Annotated in this window: 19 protein-coding genes; 10 read left to right on the top strand and 9 right to left on the bottom strand. The window is 45.6% G+C overall.

Features of this window, described 5'->3' with window-relative positions; all coding sequences use genetic code 11:
* Positions 1-894: an NAD(P)H-hydrate dehydratase gene (locus IC571_RS07175; protein WP_215315639.1), complete on the bottom strand. Its 894-nt coding sequence runs from the start codon at positions 892-894 to the stop codon at positions 1-3.
* A gap of 61 nt (positions 895-955) precedes the next feature.
* Here IC571_RS07175 and IC571_RS07170 point away from each other — a divergent pair, with 61 nt between their 5' ends.
* On the top strand, positions 956-2,371 hold the full coding sequence (locus IC571_RS07170) for an MBL fold metallo-hydrolase RNA specificity domain-containing protein (protein WP_215315638.1): 1,416 nt from the start codon (positions 956-958) through the stop codon (positions 2,369-2,371).
* A 2-nt stretch (positions 2,372-2,373) separates the two neighbouring features.
* Here IC571_RS07170 and IC571_RS07165 read toward each other — a convergent pair whose 3' ends face one another.
* Complete coding sequence (locus IC571_RS07165) at positions 2,374-3,111, bottom strand: ABC transporter substrate-binding protein (RefSeq protein WP_215315637.1); 738 nt, start codon at positions 3,109-3,111, stop codon at positions 2,374-2,376.
* 127 nt (positions 3,112-3,238) lie between these two features.
* On the bottom strand, positions 3,239-3,442 hold the full coding sequence (locus IC571_RS07160) for a hypothetical protein (protein ID WP_215315636.1): 204 nt from the start codon (positions 3,440-3,442) through the stop codon (positions 3,239-3,241).
* A 172-nt stretch (positions 3,443-3,614) separates the two neighbouring features.
* On the opposite strand from IC571_RS07160, the gene IC571_RS07155 reads away from it, so the two are divergent.
* From IC571_RS07155 to IC571_RS07145, 3 genes are read left to right on the top strand one after another with little or no spacing between them, the layout of a single operon-like run.
* Complete coding sequence (locus tag IC571_RS07155; protein ID WP_215315635.1) at positions 3,615-4,472, top strand: TIGR00730 family Rossman fold protein; 858 nt, start codon at positions 3,615-3,617, stop codon at positions 4,470-4,472.
* Between the two features lie 46 nt (positions 4,473-4,518).
* Positions 4,519-5,031: a hypothetical protein gene (locus IC571_RS07150; RefSeq protein ID WP_215315634.1), complete on the top strand. Its 513-nt coding sequence runs from the start codon at positions 4,519-4,521 to the stop codon at positions 5,029-5,031.
* 11 nt (positions 5,032-5,042) lie between these two features.
* Positions 5,043-6,260, top strand: a complete 1,218-nt coding sequence (locus IC571_RS07145; protein WP_215315633.1) for an aminoacetone oxidase family FAD-binding enzyme — start codon at positions 5,043-5,045, stop codon at positions 6,258-6,260.
* Between the two features lie 32 nt (positions 6,261-6,292).
* Here IC571_RS07145 and IC571_RS07140 read toward each other — a convergent pair whose 3' ends face one another.
* On the bottom strand, positions 6,293-7,054 hold the full coding sequence (locus IC571_RS07140) for a TerC family protein (RefSeq protein WP_215315632.1): 762 nt from the start codon (positions 7,052-7,054) through the stop codon (positions 6,293-6,295).
* A 62-nt stretch (positions 7,055-7,116) separates the two neighbouring features.
* On the opposite strand from IC571_RS07140, the gene IC571_RS07135 reads away from it, so the two are divergent.
* The gene (locus tag IC571_RS07135) at positions 7,117-8,094 is read left to right on the top strand and encodes a tripartite tricarboxylate transporter substrate binding protein (RefSeq protein ID WP_215317861.1); all 978 of its coding nucleotides are present in this window, start codon (positions 7,117-7,119) and stop codon (positions 8,092-8,094) included.
* Here IC571_RS07135 and IC571_RS07130 read toward each other — a convergent pair.
* Positions 8,091-8,480: a group II truncated hemoglobin gene (locus tag IC571_RS07130; protein ID WP_215315631.1), complete on the bottom strand. Its 390-nt coding sequence runs from the start codon at positions 8,478-8,480 to the stop codon at positions 8,091-8,093. The two genes, IC571_RS07135 and IC571_RS07130, sit on opposite strands and share 4 nt — an antisense overlap.
* A 127-nt stretch (positions 8,481-8,607) precedes the next feature.
* On the opposite strand from IC571_RS07130, the gene IC571_RS07125 reads away from it, so the two are divergent.
* On the top strand, positions 8,608-9,138 hold the full coding sequence (locus tag IC571_RS07125; RefSeq protein WP_215315630.1) for a phasin family protein: 531 nt from the start codon (positions 8,608-8,610) through the stop codon (positions 9,136-9,138).
* 57 nt (positions 9,139-9,195) lie between these two features.
* Here the strand turns inward: IC571_RS07125 and IC571_RS07120 are convergent, their stop codons facing one another.
* Positions 9,196-9,462: a TIGR02450 family Trp-rich protein gene (locus tag IC571_RS07120; RefSeq protein WP_371742886.1), complete on the bottom strand. Its 267-nt coding sequence runs from the start codon at positions 9,460-9,462 to the stop codon at positions 9,196-9,198.
* Between the two features lie 432 nt (positions 9,463-9,894).
* On the opposite strand from IC571_RS07120, the gene IC571_RS07115 reads away from it, so the two are divergent.
* Positions 9,895-10,944, top strand: coding sequence for a fumarylacetoacetate hydrolase family protein (locus IC571_RS07115; protein ID WP_215315629.1), 1,050 nt, complete (start codon positions 9,895-9,897; stop codon positions 10,942-10,944).
* 30 nt (positions 10,945-10,974) lie between these two features.
* Here the strand turns inward: IC571_RS07115 and IC571_RS07110 are convergent, their stop codons facing one another.
* Both IC571_RS07110 and IC571_RS07105 read right to left on the bottom strand, forming a co-directional pair.
* Entirely contained in the window at positions 10,975-12,564 is a 1,590-nt protein-coding gene (locus IC571_RS07110; RefSeq protein ID WP_215315628.1) for a rhodanese homology domain-containing protein, read from the bottom strand.
* A gap of 51 nt (positions 12,565-12,615) precedes the next feature.
* Positions 12,616-13,587, bottom strand: coding sequence for a tripartite tricarboxylate transporter substrate binding protein (locus IC571_RS07105; protein ID WP_251373295.1), 972 nt, complete (start codon positions 13,585-13,587; stop codon positions 12,616-12,618).
* Between the two features lie 162 nt (positions 13,588-13,749).
* Here IC571_RS07105 and IC571_RS07100 point away from each other — a divergent pair, with 162 nt between their 5' ends.
* The gene (locus IC571_RS07100; RefSeq protein ID WP_028819023.1) at positions 13,750-13,938 is read left to right on the top strand and encodes a hypothetical protein; all 189 of its coding nucleotides are present in this window, start codon (positions 13,750-13,752) and stop codon (positions 13,936-13,938) included.
* 54 nt (positions 13,939-13,992) lie between these two features.
* Here IC571_RS07100 and IC571_RS07095 read toward each other — a convergent pair whose 3' ends face one another.
* Positions 13,993-14,286, bottom strand: a complete 294-nt coding sequence (locus tag IC571_RS07095; protein WP_215315627.1) for a DUF1330 domain-containing protein — start codon at positions 14,284-14,286, stop codon at positions 13,993-13,995.
* Positions 14,287-14,349: 63 nt separating this feature from the next.
* On the opposite strand from IC571_RS07095, the gene IC571_RS07090 reads away from it, so the two are divergent.
* Positions 14,350-14,619: a cupin gene (locus IC571_RS07090; RefSeq protein WP_215315626.1), complete on the top strand. Its 270-nt coding sequence runs from the start codon at positions 14,350-14,352 to the stop codon at positions 14,617-14,619.
* Between the two features lie 38 nt (positions 14,620-14,657).
* Positions 14,658-15,536, top strand: coding sequence for a 3-hydroxyisobutyrate dehydrogenase (gene mmsB / locus IC571_RS07085; protein ID WP_215315625.1), 879 nt, complete (start codon positions 14,658-14,660; stop codon positions 15,534-15,536).
* Positions 15,537-15,543 lie beyond the last annotated feature (7 nt).

The following is a 15,543-nucleotide window of genomic DNA, read 5'->3' as shown; positions in this document are numbered from 1 at the left end:
TTATAACAGGTTATTCAGTAGACTTCGCATTTCTAGAATAGTCTCAGATGGGGTAAGGCCAATGGGCCCGATTCCTCTTTGAACGAGTTTGTCTGCGGCAAGTGCATGCAATTGAGTGGCCACACAGCTAGCCTCCCAAAGACTGAGGTGATGGCGTAAACCTTGGGCCGCAATAGCACTAATGCTGCCAGTTAATGCATCCCCCATGCCACCAGTGCCCATGCCGGGATTGCCCTCCGCACATTGGAGCATATCTTTGCCTGGTGCGGAGATTAAGGTATGTTGCCCTTTCAGGATGACGATGGATTGGGTAATCGACACGAGTTTTTCAATAGCGCAAACTCGATCTGACTGAACGTCTGAAATTGTTTGGCCTAATAATCTTGCGGCTTCTCCGGGGTGCGGTGTTAAAACAGTTTGACCAGGATAACGTGCGTTACGATCTTGCAATGCGCTTAATAATTCTGGGGAGTTTGCGATGAGATTCAGGGCATCAGCATCAATGACCAACGGAATAGACTCGGAAGCAAGGCTAGCTTTAAGCCATTCAGTTGCAAGCTTAGAAGTTCCCAAGCCCGGACCAATTCCAAGTACATCAGCTTGATCCAGTCTTAATGACTCAGCCGGATTTGGATTTGCTAAACGAATCATGAGTTCTGGTTGCTCATGATCAGCATGCGCGGAAGCAGGATCAAGCATTTCCAGAATAGTCCAGCCCGCCCCAAGATGAAGGCACGCATTTCCGGCGAGCAAAAGAGCGCCAGCCATTCCTGCTGAGCCACCTACCAAAACAACTTTGCCTGCATGCCCTTTATGTTCTGCGGGATCGCGGCGTAGGTGCGAAATTAACCCCAATGCGTCGAGTGTATTTGGTTTGCTTGGCTTAGAGGTCATTTCAGCATTATGGTCTTGATTAAGTGCTTGAGCTAATTGTAAGAGAGAGTATTCTGAGAATATGAAGATTCAGTTTTTAGGCGCAGCAGGGGAAGTAACGGGCTCTCGGCATTTAGTTGAGGTTAATCTCGCTGGTAAAGCACATCATTTCATGGTGGACTACGGCATGTTTCAGGGTGGGCGCGAAGCAGGCAATAAGAACCTAGAGCCTATGCCCATATCACCTCGAGATCTCGACTTTGTTGTCCTCACACACGCACATATCGATCACAGTGGATTGTTGCCTCGCTTGTGCGCACAAGGATTTAAGGGTCCGATCTACTGCACTAAAGCAAGTTATGAATTGCTAAAGATACTGTTGCCTGATAGCGCACATTTGCAGTTGGCCGATTTGGAGCGCGCCGAACGAAAAATGAAGTTGGGTAAGTGGCGCGGAGAGCTACCAGTGACCCTATATTCTCGAGAAGAGGTTGACTTAGCTCTGACGCAATTTGAGGTTCTGGAATATGGCCAGGTTCGTGAATTGATTCCAGGGGTTCATCTGGAGTTTCAGAATGCGGGTCATATCTTAGGGTCTGCTATTGCCGTAATCGATATTCAAGAAGATAGCGCTCCAAAGAAACGATGCGTCTTTTCAGGTGATATTGGCATGAAAGGCAAAGTCCTCATGCCTGACCCAGACTTAATAGCAAAGGCTGATGTGGTGGTTGTTGAATCAACCTATGGTGATCGATTACACCGGGGCTTGAGTGAGACCGAGAAAGAATTGGTTGAAGTTATTCAATCAACCATGGCCAATCAAGGCAATGTCATTATTCCTGCATTTGCCGTAGGCAGAACGCAAGAAATATTATTTATCCTGATTGATTTGGTGAGAAGAGGGTTGTTGCCCCACCTCTCCATTTGGGTTGACTCGCCCATGGCAACGGCCGCAACACAGCTGACGGAACATTTCTTTTCGCAATTGGATTCACACTCACAGTCAACTTTGAGTTGGTATAAGAAAAATCCAAATGCAGTAGATCTTCGCTTCATTGCGGATGTCGAAGAGTCAAAAGCGCTGAATAAGATTAAGGGTGGTGCCATCATTATTTCTGCGAGCGGTATGTGCGATGCTGGACGAATAGTGCATCACTTGGCGAACAATTTACCCAGAGCGCAAAATGCGATTGTGATTACTGGCTTTCAAGCCTATGGAAGCTTGGGTAGGCGCTTGGTAGATAAGGCGCCTAAAGTCAAGTTGTTTGGTGAGGAGGTTGCAGTCAGAGCTTCAATACACACCATCGGAGGTCTCTCGGCGCATGCAGACCAAGCCGGTTTACTGGATTGGTTAAAAGGCTTTCAGTCACCACCTAAGACGGTCTTTGTAGTTCATGGCGAACCCGAATCTGCCTCGGTGCTAGCCCAATGTATTCGAGAGGAGTTGAACTGGAAGAACGTCATTATTCCAGAGCGACTCCACTCTTATGTTTGCTAGGTTCATTCAGCTACCTTAGCGCCTTCAATGTGGTGGTGTTGCATTGCCTGTGCTACAAACCCAGACTGCTTAAGCTGAGAAATAATTTCACTTAAGTAAACAGTAGTGCTCTCGTATTGAGGTCTTGCTTTCGGAATGCCAATCGCTTGATTGATCACCATAAAACGACCAGGAAGCATGCGCAATCCCGTGTACCGTTTTGCATCGCTCTCTAGTTGTTGCTTTACCCCTGCAGCAACATTGCCTTTGCCGGACATAAAGTCATCTACCACTGCTTGAGAGCTGGCCGCTCTTAAAAGACTCGCATGATTTATCTCGCGAGTAAGGTAAAGGTCATAAGCGCTTCCTTTGCCAACGACGATTTCATTGCCAGCAACATCGACCTGTTCATTAGCTTTCAGGGGGGAGTCCGATTTCACCATGTAAGCCCCTTCAATCTGGATATAGGGCGGGGTATAGCTAATATCAGCCCCCCGAATAGGATCAATTGCAACGAAGACAAGATCAATATTGCCTGTCTTAATCGCATCTACCGTATTGCCAGCCGTTTTGAATGGAGTTAACTCCACAGGCAAGCCAGTGCGTTTGCCAATTTCACGAGCAATGTCAATGGTGACACCTTGCAATTGATGGGTTGCAGGGTCTTCGCCCGCCAGAATTGGATTCCCAAGATTAATGCCTACACGCAAGGTGCCTGTTGGTGCAAATGAAGAAAGCATGGCTGCATTAGTTGTATTCATAGTCCGGGTACTTTGGCTGTAGCAAACAGAGAAAAAACAAAATAATAGAAAGGAAAAAAGAAATTTTTTCATACGATCAGGATAAAAAAACCGCGGCGAACCGCGGTTTTGGTGTGCCGATTAAATATTACTTCTTAGCATCAGCCGCAGGTGCTGCAGCTGGAGCTGCAGGAGCATCTGCTGGAGCGTCTTTTTTCGCTTCCTCAACATGAGTTGCTTCAGCGCCATGCTTTTCGCCGCTCATATCAACGTTGCCGTCGCCTTTCAAAAGCAGGTAGGCAGTGGCACCAATTAACACTAGTACCATAATGAGGATAGAACGATTACTCATGGGGATTTCCTTCGCTTTGGTTGAAATTGGGTCAATATTAACGCTAGTTCGCGACATGGTAAATCTTTGTAGGCTCCAGCCCAGAAATAACTTCGCTAAACTAGGTAGTAATACTGATTTTTGTGATTTAAATAGTAAGATGAGATCACGTTGATGACTTAAGGTTTCGCATATGAGCCCCAAGCTCCCAGTAAATAATGCTCAGACTATTACGGAGTTTCTCAATCTGCACAAAGCGCAGACAGCCGAGGAAGAGTCTGTCGATTCCTATAAATTTGCCTTTGATGATGAGGCATTTCTGTCTCGCAGGGAGACTATCGGTATTCGTTTCGAACTCGAGCTCTTAAAACCTGAAATTCTTCTAAAAGAACATGGGATTGAACACACCATCACCGTATTTGGCTCTACGCGCTTTATAAGTCGAGAATCAGCAGAAGCGCTCGTTCGGGATGCAAAGACTCCTGCTGAAATTGCGGAGGCAAAAAAAGCTTTACTTCATAGTCAATACTATGAATCTGCTAGAGAGTTTGGTTCGCTGGTTGCGGGCTATAACAAAATCCAAAAAGAGAACGCCAATAAGTTGCATATTTGTACTGGCGGCGGCCCTGGAATTATGGAGGCTGCTAATCGAGGCGCATATGAGTGTGGGGATGAGACGATTGGCTTCAATATTAGCTTGCCAAGAGAGCAGCATCCCAACCCCTATATCAGTCCAGGATTAAGTTTTCGCTTTCACTACTTTGCGCTGCGCAAGATGCATTTTATGTTGCGCGCGAGGGCAATCGTCGCTTACCCCGGAGGCTTTGGCTCTTTCGACGAGTTGTTTGAAGTGCTCACGCTGATTCAGACTAAAAAGGTGGTGAGCATTCCAGTGATATTGGTTGGTAAATCATTTTGGAATGAGATGGTGAACTTTAGGGAAATGGTGAACTTTGGTGTCATTGACGAAGATGATATGCAGATCATTCACTTTGTAGAAACCGCCCAAGAGGCATGGAAGTTAATTGAAGATTGGTATCAATTAGCTTGAAAGCCCTTGCGCTCAGTAAAATACCAAAAACACTCTTACCCTCAATATGAATTCTTCACACATCAGTCTCGCTACCGCAATGGATTTACCTGGATATATTGTGGGTGGAGCCATGCTATTGCTGGTGATGGTATTTCATGGGGCAATACTGTTACAGATTGCAAAGCGTTATGAAGTGAAAACATTTATTTACCTAGCCGAACATAAATACTCTGAGGTTGGAATTTGCTTTTACATCAGCGTACTGTATTTATTCTTGACGCATATCGCTGAGATATTGCTTTGGGGTTTTGCGCTCTACGGCTTAAAGTTATTGCCTGCTTTAGGACAGAGTATTCTCTTTGGTGGCAGCACCTATACGGCTATGGGTTTCATGGAAGACATCCTACCCGATGGTTGGAAAATGTTGGCTGTGATTATTGCTTTCTCTGGTATGTTTGCTTTTGCATGGACTGCATCTGTCATGATTTCGATGACGAAAAATTTTCGTCAGGCTTACACTAAGCTCCACATGAAAAAACTCAATGTGTCTCCCGAGATCATGGATCGTTTTGAGTAACGCTTATCGCAATGAGTAAAACATGGGATGCCATCATTATTGGTGGCGGGGCGGCAGGCTTATTTTGTGCAGGTGTGGCTGGACAGCTTGGGAAGAAGGTGCTGGTCATAGATCATGCATCTGTTCTCGGTGAAAAGATTCGGATTAGTGGTGGCGGTCGCTGTAATTTCACAAACTTACATAGCGGTCCAGCTAATTTCTTATCGCTTAACCCCCATTTCGTTAAAAGTGCCTTAGCAGGATATCCGACAGCAGAATTCATTAAGCTGATTCAATCTTATCGAATCGCTTATCACGAGAAACATCAAGGTCAACTGTTCTGTGATGACTCTGCTAAGCAGGTTGTTGAGATGCTGATGTCTGAGTGCTCACGCGGCAATGTCACGATTCGTCACCCGCTGGCTGTGGAGTCTATTTCCCAGGAGGGCAGCCAGTGGCTAGTGAAAACCCATAATGGGATTGAAAAATCCCATGCAGTGGTAATGGCAACGGGCGGTTTGCCTGTTCCCGCTATTGGAGCAACAGCCTATTCATTAGACATTGCCAAGCAATTTGGTTTGGATGTAGTTGAGCCTCGGCCTGCTTTAGTGCCGCTGTCATTTACTGCAGATACTTTTGGCAACCTAAGCGATCTTGCCGGATTAAGCGTGCCTATTGGAATTGCTTCAGGAGTAAAGGGTGCTCGATATGGCGCCTGCCGTTTTAATGAGGATGTGTTGATCACGCATAAAGGACTTTCGGGGCCTGCTATTTTGCAAGCGAGCAGTTATTGGATCGAGGGGGAACCAATACGAATTGATTGGCTTGCCAATGTCGGTCAATCTGGGTCAGCCCGTTGTGATGAGATATTTAATAATGATGAACATCGATTAAAACTCACTGAAACAGTATTGGCCTCTGTAATGCCACAGCGTTTAGCAAAAGCCTTCGCTGAACAAAGCAAGCTAAATGGGCGAAAGTGGGTTGAGGTATCCAAGAAAGATCGGCAAGCCTTAAAAGAACTTCTCACAAATTGGTCTGTTAAGCCGGCTGGGACTTTGGGTTGGAAAAAAGCAGAAGTGATGTTGGGCGGGGTAAGCACTAAAGACCTGGATGGTCAAACAATGATGTCGCGCAAGCACCCAGGATTGTATTTTATTGGTGAGTGTGTGGATGTCACTGGCCACTTAGGAGGGCACAATTTCCAGTGGGCATGGGCTAGCGGCTTTGCTTGTGCTAAATCTCTTTAGAAAAACTTCAATCTGTATTTCTATATTCAGGATTACGCTTTACCTTTTTTCTTTTCTCTCGAGCGAATATTTAATAGTTCAACCGCTAATGAAAAGCCCATGGCGACATACACATAGCCCTTAGGAATATGCATGCCCATACCTTCAGCGATTAGAACCACTCCAACTACTGTCAAAAATGACAAAGCCAGCACTTTAATGGAGGGATGACGATGTACAAAGTCGCCAATCGGTTTGGCGGCTATCAGCATAATTAAAATAGAGGCGATGACAGCAGCAATCATGATGCTAATTTGATCTACCATGCCTACAGCAGTAATAACGCTGTCTAGTGAGAAGATGATATCGAGTAGACCAATTTGCACAATAGATCCGATAAACAAACTGAACATGGATTTATTGACATGGTGTGCGTGCCCGCCAGAGACCTCATCATCATGCTCGCCTACCTCTACTTCAGCATAAATCTCCTTAGAGGCTTTCCAGATTAAGAAAAATCCTCCTAGCAACAAGATCAGATCTCTGCCGCTGATCGGATGGTCCGATACGGTAAGGAGCGGGGTAGTGAGGCTCATTACCCAAGAGAGGCTGAGTAGTAGCAGGATTCTGGTACCTAGCGCAAACAACAGGCCAAAACGGCGTACTTTTTCCCGTATTTCAATCGGCAGTCGATTGGCAATAACGCTGATAAAGATAATGTTGTCTATGCCAAGGATGATTTCGAGTGCGGAGAGTGTGAAAAATGCCACCCAGGCATTAGGGTCGCTTAATAAGAGTAGGGCGCTTTCCGTCATAGTCTCATTCATAAAAGTGGCATTAAGATAAAGTGTATCTAACTTAATTACATTTCATGATGATGCTTAAGCCCACACAAACTGTCAGGACATTATTTCTTGCGATTGCCCTTTTAATTCCCTGTTGCGGGGCTTGGGCTGTTTATCCAGAGAAGCCCATCAAAATTATTATTGGCTTTCCTGCGGGCGGTCCATTAGATGCCCACATTCGTTTGCTCAGCGATAAGTTGCAATCTATTTTGGGGCAACCAGTCATTGTGGATTACAAGGCGGGTGCGGGTGGTGCAGTTGGTGCGCAGTTTGTGATGCAGTCTCCAGCAGATGGTTATACGGTTTTGCTGGCTAATACGGGAACGATGGTGATCAACCCGGCGATCTATTCAAAATCTCCTTATGACACCCTAAGAGATTTTCAGCCTATTGCGAGAACTGCTCAACAACCTTTGGCGCTGATTGTGAACAAAGATGTCCCTGCAAATACTTTAAAAGAATTTGTTGCCTATGCGAAAGCCAACCCAGGAAAACTAAATTATGGCTCTGCTGGTAATGGCGGAATTTCTCATTTAGTTCCGGAGATGCTAAAAAATGAGACTGGTATTTTCATGGTGCACATTCCTTTTAAGGGAAGCGCGCCAGCATTTACGGATCTCATTGCGGGTCATGTGCAATTTATGGCGGAGTCTGTCCCGCAGGCTGCGAACTACGCCAAACAAGGCAAGGTAAAGGCTTTGGCTGTAACAAGTGCCAAACGGAATCCTGCCTTACCCAATACTCCAACAGTGATTGAGACCGGCGTTGCTAATCTGGAGGTTGTTGGCTTCTATGGAATTCTTGCGCCTAAAGGCACGCCACCAGAAGTTGCAAATCAACTAAGCCATGCATTTAAAGAAACTTTGGAATCCCCTGATATTCAGAAAAAGATGATTGATCAAGGTGCCGACCCAGCCTACTTAAATCCCGAGCAATTTACCAAGTATCTCAATACTGAAATGCCGAAATGGGCGAAGGCAGTAAAGCAAGCCGGAGCAAAACTAGATTAAGGCGCTTGATTGCGCATCCAATTAGCAGTGTTAAAGAAAGACTCTTCTAACTGTTTTGCAATATTGCCATCGATGCCGCAATCCTCTAAGGCGCGATACATACATCCTAGCCATTGATCGCGTTCACTAATGCCAATCTTGAATGGTAGATGTCTGGCGCGAAGCATGGGATGCCCGTACTTGGGTGAGTAAATATCGGGACCACCCATCCAGCCAGTCAGGAAAAACTTCAGCTTTTCTCTTGAAGTGGAAAGATCTTGCGGGTGCATCGATCGGATTCCCTGAAACTGGGGTTCTAGTGACATTAAATCGTAGAAACGGTCGACTAATTCATCGATTTTGTCGACACCCCCAATGGCCTCATAAATACTTTTTCTTGCAGTCATTCCGTCATTTTAATGCCTTAAATGAGTAGGATATTGGAGGCATTGGCAGTCGATTGATTTCGGTATAGAGTGGATAGAGAGACTTTTCATCAACCCCCCCTTAACGACAGGACGATAGGAGTTCAAAATGGATGCAAAAGATTTACAAAAATGGCAACGTGAAAAAGCTAAAGAGTTGTTTGATTATTCACATACTCTATTAGAGGCGGCAAAGAAGCTGAGCGATCACCACATGGCTGAAATTGAGTGGGGCATGAAAAATGCGCTGGATAGTGCCAAGTCTGCCGCAAAAAATGATTTAACAAAACTAAAGAGTTTGCAAGAGGAGGCTGCTAAAGAGGCTGCTAAGCGAGCAGGCGCTTATCAAAAGAAAGTAAAAGCGGTATTGAAGGAGTTGAGCGAGGGTGCTGCTGATGAAACTGAGAAGCATCTTGAAAAAGTTCGTAGCTCTCTAGTTAATTGGTTGGAGGATGCTGAAAGTAAGATTCCAACCCATGCTGATAAGTTATCCAAGGTAGTTAATGAGATGTCAGTAGCCGGCCAAAAGATGTTTAAAGAAGGGCGGCGCATTGTGAATGAAGTAGCAGAAGCTGCCGAGAAGAATATTGACGATGTGGTGAAGAAATCATCAGGCTCTAAGAAGAAAAGTAATGACTAGTTAGCCCATCCAATGAATACTAGCCGCCTCACTGCCTATGGTATTGATGCGGTTTTTTTATTTCCACCCCTGCAACCATTCTTCACTGTTCAATAGGTCGCGCCAGGCAATTTGACGAACCTTTTTGCTGTATACGGCTTCGATTTCCACGAACTCAATGATTGCCTCAGGGTCTTCAGGTGTAATAACTTTGCTGATCAAAAAATGTTTTTGTTTGGCGATCGGATGAACTGCGGTCCATTTGCTGAGCATTAACTTTTTGGGGTGGATTTTGTTGTTCGGCATCTTCATCAATAGCGGATGGTGAAGCTTATAGGGCTGCACATTGATACTCTTGACTCTGATGTATCAGTAAACCAGTTTTTGGAGAAAAGATAGTGCTGGATTTCTCGGTTTGATGTGTGCAGGTTTGATCAAGATAGCTTTGATTGCCTAGGCTACCGCAGTATTTTAGTGCCGACCCCTGAAATTCCATTTGCGCCTTTCTCAGCACCATCGGGATTTTGGCCTCAGTTCCTGATTGACAGTTCCAGCTTGTGTAGGCGTCGCGCTCACAGCCGAGGAGGGTAATTAACATAGCCGTACAACTTACGAAGCGGATCAGCGAAGGGATTTTTTCTTGGATCATGGTCTAAGAATAGCCAAGTTTTGCGTTTTATGCCCCAGGCTTGAATTTGGTATTAAGATTTACGGCAGATACTCTGTTTTATGGCAGATAGCATCTAGATAATTAAAAAGCAAAATAAAGGAGATCTTGTGGATACAAACCGTAGAGATGCACTGAAATTGAGTGCGACCGCTGCTTTAAGTGGCATGATTATGACAAATGCACTTGCAGCATCAGATGGTCAGCCACCTATTGTGGTTGAACCTTTGACAGGTAAAGCCGGTTTTCGGGTTGCCAACTATCTACCTCGAATGGGCGCTACTTCAAGATTGGGTTTGGTGACAAATGATGGCTTAGTAATCGACATTCCAGCAGAAGCGAAACGTCAAAAAGTGCAACTCTCTTTTGACCCAACGTCGATGATCTCATTGGCGGGCGCTGGCAATGCTGGCCTCTTAGAGCTTGCTGCGCTTTTCAAGAACCGCGGTTCAAATCTGCAGAATGTGAATCAAACCATCTTGCTGTCACCTATTCCAAAGCCACAAGCCAATATCTATTGCGTGGGGTGGAACTACCTTGATCATTTTGAAGAAGGCTTGAAGCATCGTGCCGATAGCGCGGTAAAAGAGTATCCAAAAGTGCCCGTATTCTTTTCAAAAGGCACTCAAACCATGAATGGTCCTTTTGACAATATTCCATACGATGCTGGTGTATCAACCATGATCGATTGGGAGGCTGAACTCGCTGTTGTGATTGGCAAGAAGGGTAAGAATATTTCTGAAGAGAACGCCATGGATTATGTTTTTGGTTATTCAGCCTATAACGATACGACTGCGCGTGATATTCAACAAAAGCGCCACTCTGGTCAGTGGTTCAAAGGAAAGAGTTTGGATGGACACGGGCCGATGGGGCCATGGGTGGTGACAGCAGGCGGCGTCAATTTAAATGATACGCGCGTCATTTGTCGTGTTAATGGCGTTGAAAAGCAGAATGCTAGCTATCAGCAAATGTATTTCAAAATTCCAACGATTATTGCCGAGCTATCACGTGGCCTAACGCTATTGCCGGGAGACATTATTGCTACTGGCACACCATCCGGTGTGGGTGCAGGCAGAACGCCTCAAGAGTTTATGAAGCCAGGTGACATTATGGAAACCAATATCACCGGCATTGGCATTTTGCGTAACAGGATTGGTTAATGCGCGACCGATAGAAGCGCATGCAAGGACTCAGAGAACCCAGAAGTGATGGGTTCCGTCCTTGCCCAGTTGTTCCACTAAGCCAAATTCCCAATCCAAGTAAGCCTGCATTGCTGCTGGATCTACGCTAGTGCCCTCATAAGGGCGCTTGTAACGATCAAGAGGAGGTGATGCAAGATGGCTGGGACCTTTCTCCAGTTCTAAGACAGCATTCATCCAAGCGGTATTACCACCATCCAGTACCAGCACTTCAGCATTGCTTAGTGCTTTCAATTCTTGGGCAACAAAAAGACTGAGTTCGCTCGGTGTACTCGTCAAAACATAGCGATCCACCTGAGGCAATTTATTCATGGCATCTTGCAACTGAGATCGTAGGGCATACCAACTGCCTGGAATATGTCCTTTGACATAATTAGCATGGGTGCTGAAATCCACCACAATCGTATTGCTATCCGATTTGAGCCAATTGGATAAAGTATTTGCATCTACTGTTGCGACTTTAGGTAGCTCTGGTAGGGGTGCTTTCCATAAGCCTTGTTCAGTAAGGTCAGATGTCTTGATATCGTCTAGTACATAAACTTCCCATGCCATTTGCGCCAACCATGAAGCAGGCATATTGGCACGAACACCTCCGCCACTGGGATCTACGAGTACGATACGTGCGCCTCTAACGGGTGCCACCATTTCGGTTTCTTGAACAAGTTGACCTCCTGGTACAGAGCGAAAGCCAGGAAGGTGGTTACGCTCATATTCTTCGGGGGTGCGGGTATCGAAAAAGTAAGTTGTCCTCTCCGATTGCTTCATCCACTCACGTGTATTGTCCAGACTCGCGCGCTTTACGCCGGCGCGATCAGCTACGCTGCGAGCACGTGTAGCCGCCTCATTAGTGGTGCTTTCGCTTACTTCCTTAAACTTGCGGCTCTGACCCTTGTCAAGCTCTTGACCTGCAAGCGTCCAGCCAATCGTGCCATTGCGTAGAGCATTAACTTCGTTTGGAATGCCGGCATTAATTAATGACTGAGTACCAATGATGCTGCGGGTTCTACCGGCGCAGTTGACGATTACTTTTGTCTTGGGATTGGGTGCCAATTCAGGTAAACGCAACACTAGTTCAGCACCAGGAACGCTGATGCCAGTCGGAATGCTCATGGTGTTGTATTCATCAAAGCGGCGTACATCAACGACAACCACATCTTCCTTATTGTCTATTAGCTGTTTTACTTCTTGGGCAGATAGTGAAGGGGTATGGCGCTTTGATTCCACAAGCTCACCAAAGGATTTGCTGGGCACATTGACGTCTTTAAATACTTCTCCACCTGCGGCTTTCCAGCCCTGAACACCGCCCTCAAATAGGGAGACGTCAGTAAAACCTAGATCAATCAGTCTCTTTGCGGCTAATTCAGCATAACCTTCGCCATCATCAAGCGTCACAATCGGTACATTCTTCTTAGGAAGTTTTCCGTAGGCGTCTATTTCGATACGAGAGAGTGGGAGATTGGCTGCGAATAGAGGGTGCTCGCGCGCATGTGGATCTTCCTCTCTGACGTCTAAGAAGGCAATTTCTTTTTTATTTAAAAGCTTGTTACGAACAAAGGAATAATTTTTGGTTGAAATGCTCATTGATGTCTTATGTCTCTAATTTTATTTAGTTGTTTTATTAAATGAATCTTCTTAATCTAGCTTGGCGCCAGATTTCTTAACCACATCATGCCAGCGAACGACTTCTTGATTGATAAAGGTATTCAACTCAGCACGCGTCATTTTAGGAACGGTTGCCCCCATGGCTGCCCACCGTTCTTTGATGTCTGGAGAGGCGAGGGCAGTTTGTACTTCAGCGCTCATTTTGTCGACGATCTCTTTGGGCGTGCCTTTGATGGCCCAAAGCGCATACCAGCTTGAGACAACAAAGTTGCTGATACCGAGCTCTTGTGCAGTTGGAACATTTGGAAAGGCTGGGCTACGCTGATTGCTGGCAACGGCGACTGCAACCAATTGACCGCTTTTAATAAAAGGCGCAGCGCCTGCAAGAGTGTCAAACATCATATCGACTTGCCCAGCGACAACATCTTGAAGTGCTGGTCCAGTGCCGCGATAGGGTATGTGTGTGATAAATAATTTATTTTGAATCTTAAAAAGCTCACCCGTCAGATGCTGTGAAGTGCCGTTACCAGTTGAAGCGTAGTTGTACTTACCAGGATGCTTCCGAATTTCTTCAATGATGGATTTCAAATCATTTTTTGGAAACTTCGTGGGGTTGACGACAATGACATGGGGAACGCTACCAATAATTGCAATCGGCTCAAAATCTTTTGTGATGTCATATGAAAGATTTTGATACATGCTTGGAGCGATGGAATGGTGAACTGCGCCTAGTAGCCAGGTATATCCATCTGCTGCCATTTTTGCTGCAGCTGCAGCTCCTACCGTACCGCCAGCACCGCCTCTGTTATCCACCACAATGGAGTCATTTAGTTGGACGGATAGTTGCTTAGCTAGAGGGCGCCCAAAAGCGTCTACCGCGCCACCAGGTGGAAAAGGGTTGATAAAGGTAATTGGACGATTGGGGGCGGGCCATGAGCTGCTTTGGGCGAATCCTAATTCAGAAAGAAGGCTGAGAGCGAGAAAAAGTAGGATATTTTTCATGATTTTTGAGGTTTTTTGATATTTCATCTAATTAAAGCATGTTGGTCAAAATGCTGCTTCTAAGAGTTATCCCTGATGAAAATGAGCATTTTTTACACTTTTTATGGGGATATACTGATTTCGCTGTAGGTATGACTAATTACTTGATTAATGGGAGACGAGATGTCACAACACGATACATTGTTAGCTGCTTTTGAAACTTATAAAGCTGAAAACGAGAAGTTCATTGAAAAAGGCATTAAGGCATCTGCTGCTCGCGCCCGTAAGGCCTTGCAAGAGATTGCAGGTGCTTGCAAAGAGCGTCGTAAAGAAATCACTGCTGCAAAAGAAGCAATGGAAGCTAAGAAATAATTCTTACCCCAATTGATCAAAAGGCCTAGCTCACAAAGCTGGGCTTTTTTATTCCTAGCTTTCCACCCCAAAGAGGGTAAGCTTCATGGCCTGACTGCGGGTTTTTAAAAGACTTTGGTATTCAGTACTATGTGCCCAAGCATGAGCATCTTCTTTGCTTGGAAAATGAAGCTCTACAAATGCACTAAAGGCATCGCAACCCAGTTCATTCCAAAAGGTCTCCGTGAGCATGCCACGATACTCGATGCTGCCTTTGTAATGCTCGACGGTCTTGCCAACTTGGCTGCGATATTGCTCAAAGGCGGAATGATCGGTAAGCTTAATTAAGCCGATAACTTTGACTGTCATAGTGATTCAAGCTCCCAAAGATAGTGGTTTCTGAAAAGAGTGTATATCCGCTATAGTTTCATTATGAATAAAGACCAATTTCTGCAACTTTTGTCGCAGTCTGGCTTTCCAGAGCCGGTTGAGGTGCTTCAGCCCCCAAATGGCCGCCTGGATAATCATACTCACCCGTTTGCAGTGCGAGCCCTTGTAGTTGATGGGTATATTGAAATTGAATCACAAAACGGATTAAACAAATATTGCGTAGGAGATGTATTTGAATTGGCATTTGAGCAACCCCATTCGGAAACCTATGGACCACTAGGGGTAAAGTATTTGGCATCACGCAAGCAGTGAGCGAGATAAGAAAAAGCACTTGAGATAACTGGAGCAATATGAAAATCGGATTTATTGGGTTAGGCAATATGGGTTTGCCAATGGCAATCAATTTATTGAAAGCAGGCCATGAAGTGAATGGCTTTGATTTGGTACAAGCACAGATTGATGCATTCGCAGCGGCAGGTGGCAATGTTACGAAGAGTGCCAATACCACTGCTGATGGTGCAGACATTGTGATTAGTATGTTGCCAGCTTCACGTCACGTGGAGGGCTTATACCTTGGTGAATCCGGATTATTAGCGCATGCCAATCCTAAAACCTTATTGATAGATTGCTCCACGATTTCACCAAAGGTTGCGCAAGCGGTTGCAGCGCAAGCAAAGGCCAAAGGTTTTGCCATGGTTGATGCGCCTGTCTCAGGTGGAACCGCAGGTGCTCAAGCGGGAACATTAACTTTCATGGTTGGTGGAGAAAATTCAGTAGTAGAGTGCATACGTCCAATCTTGGAAAAAATGGGCAAGAACATCTTCCATGCGGGTGGCAGTGGGGCTGGTCAGACAGTCAAAGTCTGCAACAACATGCTTTTAGGTATTCAGATGTTGGGAACGAGCGAGGCATTGCGCTTGGGAATTGCCAATGGCATGGACCCGAAAGTACTCTCGGACATTATGTCCAAGAGTTCTGGCCGCAATTGGGCGCTCGAGTTGTACAACCCTTGTCCCGGGGTAATGGAGAATGCGCCTTCATCTAAAGGCTACGCCGGTGGATTTGGTGTAGATCTGATGCTCAAAGATATGGGCTTGGCAATTGAGAATGCTCAAGACCTTGGTGCGAACGTTCCTCTAGGCGAGTTATCGCGACAGTTGTATGAGCTACACAGCAAAGCTGGTAATGGTCAGCTCGACTTCTCGAGCGTATTTAATCTAAAAGAATAATTAGCGC

It is taken from the genome of Polynucleobacter sp. MWH-UH2A, assembly GCF_018687195.1.
In the GTDB taxonomy this organism is placed as follows: domain Bacteria; phylum Pseudomonadota; class Gammaproteobacteria; order Burkholderiales; family Burkholderiaceae; genus Polynucleobacter.
Note: the sequence above shows the minus strand (reverse complement) of the source record. Positions and strands in the feature narration are given on the sequence as shown.